Origin of the sequence: Mycobacterium sp. UM_11 (genome assembly GCF_001414075.1) — a bacterium.
Lineage (GTDB): Bacteria > Actinomycetota > Actinomycetes > Mycobacteriales > Mycobacteriaceae > Mycobacterium.
The window spans coordinates 1-5,217 of the sequence record NZ_LATC01000175.1 but is presented as its reverse complement, the minus strand read 5'-3'; the positions used below and the strand labels follow the sequence as shown (position 1 = coordinate 5,217).

Sequence of the window (5,217 nt, the reverse complement as noted above, 5' to 3'; positions counted from 1 at the left end):
GTCCATTCGTAGTCGCACGCCGTGAGCCAGCCGATCCGCATGATCACCAACTCGCGCAACCGCGGGTCGAGCGCGCCGTGCCACAGCATGGTGGCGAGCAGGTCGTTGATGGCGCGCGCCAGCGGCGGGTGGTTGAGCAGCACCTGGAAGATGCTCAGCTCGGCCATGTAGTTGGGCACGGCCGCTTCGTCGGCGGCGGCCGTCGCCTCGTCGAGCGGCAATTTGGGCACGCGAGCTGTTGTCATGGTGAGCACTTTCGTCGGGCGCGATCACCGGCCATGTTAGTCAGCAATCCCCACGCCAAGGCCCGAACGCCGCGACATGGTTACCACCCGCGCGAAACCCCCTGCCGCAGAGCGTCTTACGAGCGGCGCCTAGAGCAGTCCGAGCAGCCGCAGGTCGGTCACGTACTTGACGATGACGGGCGCCGACACGTGCGGGATGTCCGGATCGTCGCCGTCGGGACCGAGCTTCGCCTCCCGCACCGCGGCGCGGAACCGCTCGGTGGGGGCGAGCGAACCGCGGCCCGGGTCCCCGGGCTCGACCTGCTGTCCGCTCGGCAACTGCAGCAGCGGGTGCACCGAATGTTGGCGCTGACGCTCGGGCAACTCGCGCAGCGCGGCCTCGAACCGCCGGAACCAGTCGCCGAAGTCGTCGATCCGCTCGATCGGGTGACCGGCCTCGATCAGCCAGTCGACGTACTGATCGATGCCGATGCCGTCGTCGTGCGGGTTCATCACGTGATAGGTCTCGAACCCCTCGACGGCATGGGCACCCAGCTTGGTGATCGCCTCGGCGACGAATTCGACCGGGAGCGCGTCGAAGTGCGTGCGCGGGCGGTTGCCCCCGGCGTCGAGGCGATAGAACGAGCGGGGGGCGATGCCGGTGGCCGCGATGCTCAGCACCATGCGGGTGAACACGTCCGACAGGTTGAGCTGGCCCGCGTAACTGGTGTCGGCGAGGATCATGTCGCAGCGGAAGACCGAGACCGGCAGCGCGCACAGGTCGTTGGCCTCGCGCAGCAACACCTCGCCGGCCCACTTGCTGTTGCCGTAGCCGTTGGAGTAGGCGCCGTCGACGACCCGGGTGGGGCTGACGACCCGGATGTCGGCGTCCTCGGTGAACGCCGCCGGGTCGACGCCGTCCCCGACGTTCGCGGTCGAGACGTAGGTGTAGGGCTTGAGTTTGGTGGTCAGCGCCACCCGGATCAGTTCGGCGGTGCCCGCGACGTTCGGCCCGAACAGTTCGCTGTACGGCAGCACGCCGTTGACCAGGGCCGCCGAGTCGACGATCAGGTCGACGGTGTCGGCCAGCCGCTGCCAGGTGTCCTCGTCGAGCCCGAGATTCGTCGCGGACTTGTCCCCGGCGATGACCTCCAGGTGGTCGGCGGCCAGCTCCGTGAAGTGGTCGAGCAGCCGGGGATCCCCGCTGTCGAAGGTCGCCCGCAGCCGCCGCCACGCCTCCTCGTCGGAGCCGGCCCGCACCAGGCAGATCAGCTTGCCGTCCACCAACTCCAGCTGCTCGAGCCACTGCAACGCCAAGTACCGGCCCACAAAGCCCGTCGCCCCGGTCAGCAGGACCGTACGCACCATCGAGCTCGGACCCGGCAGCGCCGGCGCCGCGCTCAACGTCTCGGCGTCGATGAACTTGTCCAGCGTCAGATCGCTCGCGTACACCTCGGTCGCGTCGCGGCCGTGCACCGAGGCAAAACTGGCGCCGCGTCGCCGTGCAGCCACGAAATCGCTTGCATGACAGTCTAATTGCTGACTCAGGCTGCGCACGGACGGTGCGTCGAAGACAGCGCGCACGGGCAGCGGGATACCCAGGGTCGCGTGGATCGCGGCGACCAGGCGCATCGCGGACAGCGAGTCGCCGCCCAGGTCGAAGAACGATTCCTCGACCCCGACGCGCGGCACCCCCAACACCTGGGCGTAGATGTCGGCCAGGGTCTCCTCGACCGGCGTGGCGGGCGGGCGGTAGCGATCGTCGTCGGTGTATTTCGGGGCGGGCAACGCGCGACTGTCGAGTTTTCCGTTGACCGTCAGCGGCAACGCGTCCAGCACCACCACCGCGACCGGAACCATGTAGGCGGGCAACCGATCTGCCGCCGCCGCCCGCAGCGCGGCCGGGTCCGCCGTCCCGGTGACATACCCCACCAGCCGCCGGTCGCCCGGGCGGTCCTCGCGGGCGATCACCGCCGCCTGCTCGACCCCGCCCAACCCGGCCAGGACGGCGCGAACCTCCCCGAGTTCGATGCGGTGGCCCCGGATCTTGACCTGTTCGTCGGCGCGGCCGAGATACCGCAGTTGCCCGTCCGGGCCCCAGCAGACCAGGTCGCCGGTGCGATACATCCGGGTCCCGGGCGCGCCGAAGGGGCACGCCACGAACCGCGACGCGGTCAGGGCGGCCCGACGCACGTACCCGTAGCCCATCCCCGCCCCGGTCACATACAGCTCGCCGATCACCCCGGTGGGCACGGGCCGCAACGACGCGTCGAGCACGAAGAGCGCCGCCCCCGGCACCGGCGAACCGATCGGCGGCGTGCCGGACTCGGGCTCCAGCGGCGCACTGATCGCCACGCACATCGTGGTCTCGGTGGGGCCGTAGAGGTTGAGCATCGTCCGCCCGGGCGCCCAGCGGTCCACCACCTCCTCCGGGCACGCCTCGCCGGCCACCACCAAGGCCGCGTCCAGCCCGTCGGGCGCGAGCATGCCGGCCTCCGAGGGAGTTTGGGTGAGCACCGTGACCTCTTCGGCGCTCAGCAGGGCGTGCAGGTCCTTCGGGGACCGGGCCGTCGCGTCCGGCACCACCAGCACCCGTCCCCCGTGCAGCAGCGCGCCGAAGATCTCCCACACCGACACGTCGAACACCAGCGAATGGCTCTGCGACCAAACGCCGGCCGCCCGCACGGGCGCGTCGAGGGGGGCGAACAGTTGCGTGACGTTACGGTGAGTGATGGCAACGCCTTTCGGCGTGCCGGTGGTACCCGACGTGTAGATGAGGTAGGCGATGTCGTCGGCCGCCGGGGCCGTCGGCAAGGCGTCCTCGGGCTGGGCGGCGAGCGCCGGGTCGTCGATGTCGACCACCGCCGGCCCGAAGCCGGCCAACCGCGACCGCAGGGCGTTCGTCGTCAGCGCGGCGATCGGCGCGGCGTCGGTGAGGATGAACTCGATGCGGGCCGCGGGCAGCGCCGGGTCGACGGGCAGGTATGCCGCCCCGGTCTTGAGCACCGCCATGATCGCGACGATCGCCTCGGCCGAGCGGTCCATGAGCAGGCCCACGCATTCCCCGGCCCGGGCCCCGCGGCCGGCCAGCAGGCGGGCCAATCGGTTCGCGGCGCGGTCGAGTTCGCGATAGGTCAGCGAGTGGTTCCCGCAGCTGACGGCGACCGCCTCCGGCGCGCGATCCACCTGCGCGGCGAACACCTCCAGGATCGACGGGCAGGTCACCCGCCGGTTGGCCACCGCGCGGTTACCCCACTCGTCGAGGCGGGCGCGCTCGTTGGCATCGAGGACGTCGATCGACGACAACGGGCGACCGGGGTCGGCGGTGATCGCCACCAACACCTGGTGCAGGCGGTTGACCAACCTTTCGATGGTGTCGGCGTCGAACACGTCGGTGCGGAACTCGACCTGCCCGCCGATCCCGGCGGGTTCGCCGGTGTCGTCCCAGTGTTCGGCCAGCGAGAAGGTCAGGTCCATCCGGGCGGTGTGGGTGTCGATCGGCAGTGGGGCGACGTGCAGGTCACCCAGGCTGAACTCGGCGGCGTCGCTGTCCTGCCAGGCCAGCATCACCTGCACCAGCGGGTGGTGGCTCAGGCTGCGGGCGGGGCGGAGCCGCTCCACCAGCACCTCGAAGGGCACGTCCTGGTGCTCGTAGGCGGCCAGGCTGCGGCCGCGGACCTGCGCCAGCACCTGCGCGACCGTCGGGTCGCCGGCGAGTTCCGTCCGCAGCACCAGGGTGTTGACGAAGAAGCCCACCACGTCGTCGAGCACGGGGTCGCGCCGGCCGGCGATGGGGAAGCCGACGGCCACCTCACTGCTTCCGCTCAGGGTCGACAACAGCACCGCCAGCGCGGCCTGGACCACCATGAAGCTGGTGGCGTTGTGCGCCCGCCCCACCTCGCGGACCCGCCGCTGCAACGCGGCCGGCCACTGCACGCTCACGGTGGCCCCGCGGTGATCGGCCACCAGCGGGTAGGGCCGATCGGTCGGCAGCACCAGTCGCTCGGGCATCCCGGCGAGGTGGTGCTCCCAGAACCGCAGCTGCCCGGCGATGGGGCTGTCCGGGTCGCCCAGGTCGCCGAACTGGTTGCGTTGCCACAGCGTGTAATCGGCGTACTGCACCGCCAGCGGCGCCCAGTCCGGGGCTTGGCCGGCGCACCGGCCGGCGTAGGCCACGCCGAGATCGCGCACCAGCGGGGCGAGCGACAGGCCGTCGGCGGCGATGTGGTGCAGCACCGCCACCAACACGTGCTCCGCCTGAGCCGTATTGAAAAGCCAAGCGCGCAAAGGAATTTCGGTGCCAAGATCGAACGCGTAATGCGCCACGGTCTCGACTGCCTCTTCCAGCCGGCCCGGTGACCAGGCGGTGGCGTCGACCACGTCGCAGCCGACGTCGGCGTCCTCCGGCGGCAGCACGACCTGTTGGGGTGTCCCCTCCGCCGCGACGAAGACCGTGCGCAGGCTTTCGTGCCGGGCCACCACGTCGCCCAGCGCGGCGCGGAACGCGTCGGCGTCCAGGCGCCCGCTCAGCCGTAGCGCCGCCGCCATGTTGTACACGGCCGAGGGCCCCTGCAGCTGGTCGAGGAACCACAACCGGGACTGGGCGAAGGACAGCGGGATCACCGTGGGCCGTTGCATCACCACCAACGGCGCGCGCCCGGCCCCGTTCGCACCCAGATGCGGCGCCAACTGGTGAACCGTCGGCGCCTCGAACAGCGACCGCACCCCCAGGTGGGTGTTCAGGCCGGTGTTGACGGCGGCGATCAGGCGCATGGCCGCGAGCGAATCGCCGCCCAGGTCGAAGAACGAATCGTCGACGCCGACGCGCTCGAGGCCGAGGACCTGGGCGTAGATGCCGGCCAGGATCTCCTCGACTGCGCTTGCCGGGGGGCGGTAGCGATCCGCGTCGTGGTAGTCGGGCGCCGGCAGGGCGCGGGCGTCGAGTTTGCCGTTGACCGTCAACGGAATCGCGTCCACGACGACCACCGCGGCG

General features: G+C 71.0%; 2 protein-coding genes. Both read right to left on the bottom strand.

Translation table 11 applies throughout. From position 1 onward, the window contains the following. A partial coding sequence (locus WU80_RS24015) for a carboxymuconolactone decarboxylase family protein (RefSeq protein WP_197286016.1) occupies positions 1 to 245 on the bottom strand: 245 nt, incomplete at its 3' end. Between the two features lie 129 nt (positions 246 to 374). Next, a partial coding sequence (locus tag WU80_RS24010; protein WP_156349742.1) for a non-ribosomal peptide synthetase occupies positions 375 to 5,217 on the bottom strand: 4,843 nt, incomplete at its 5' end.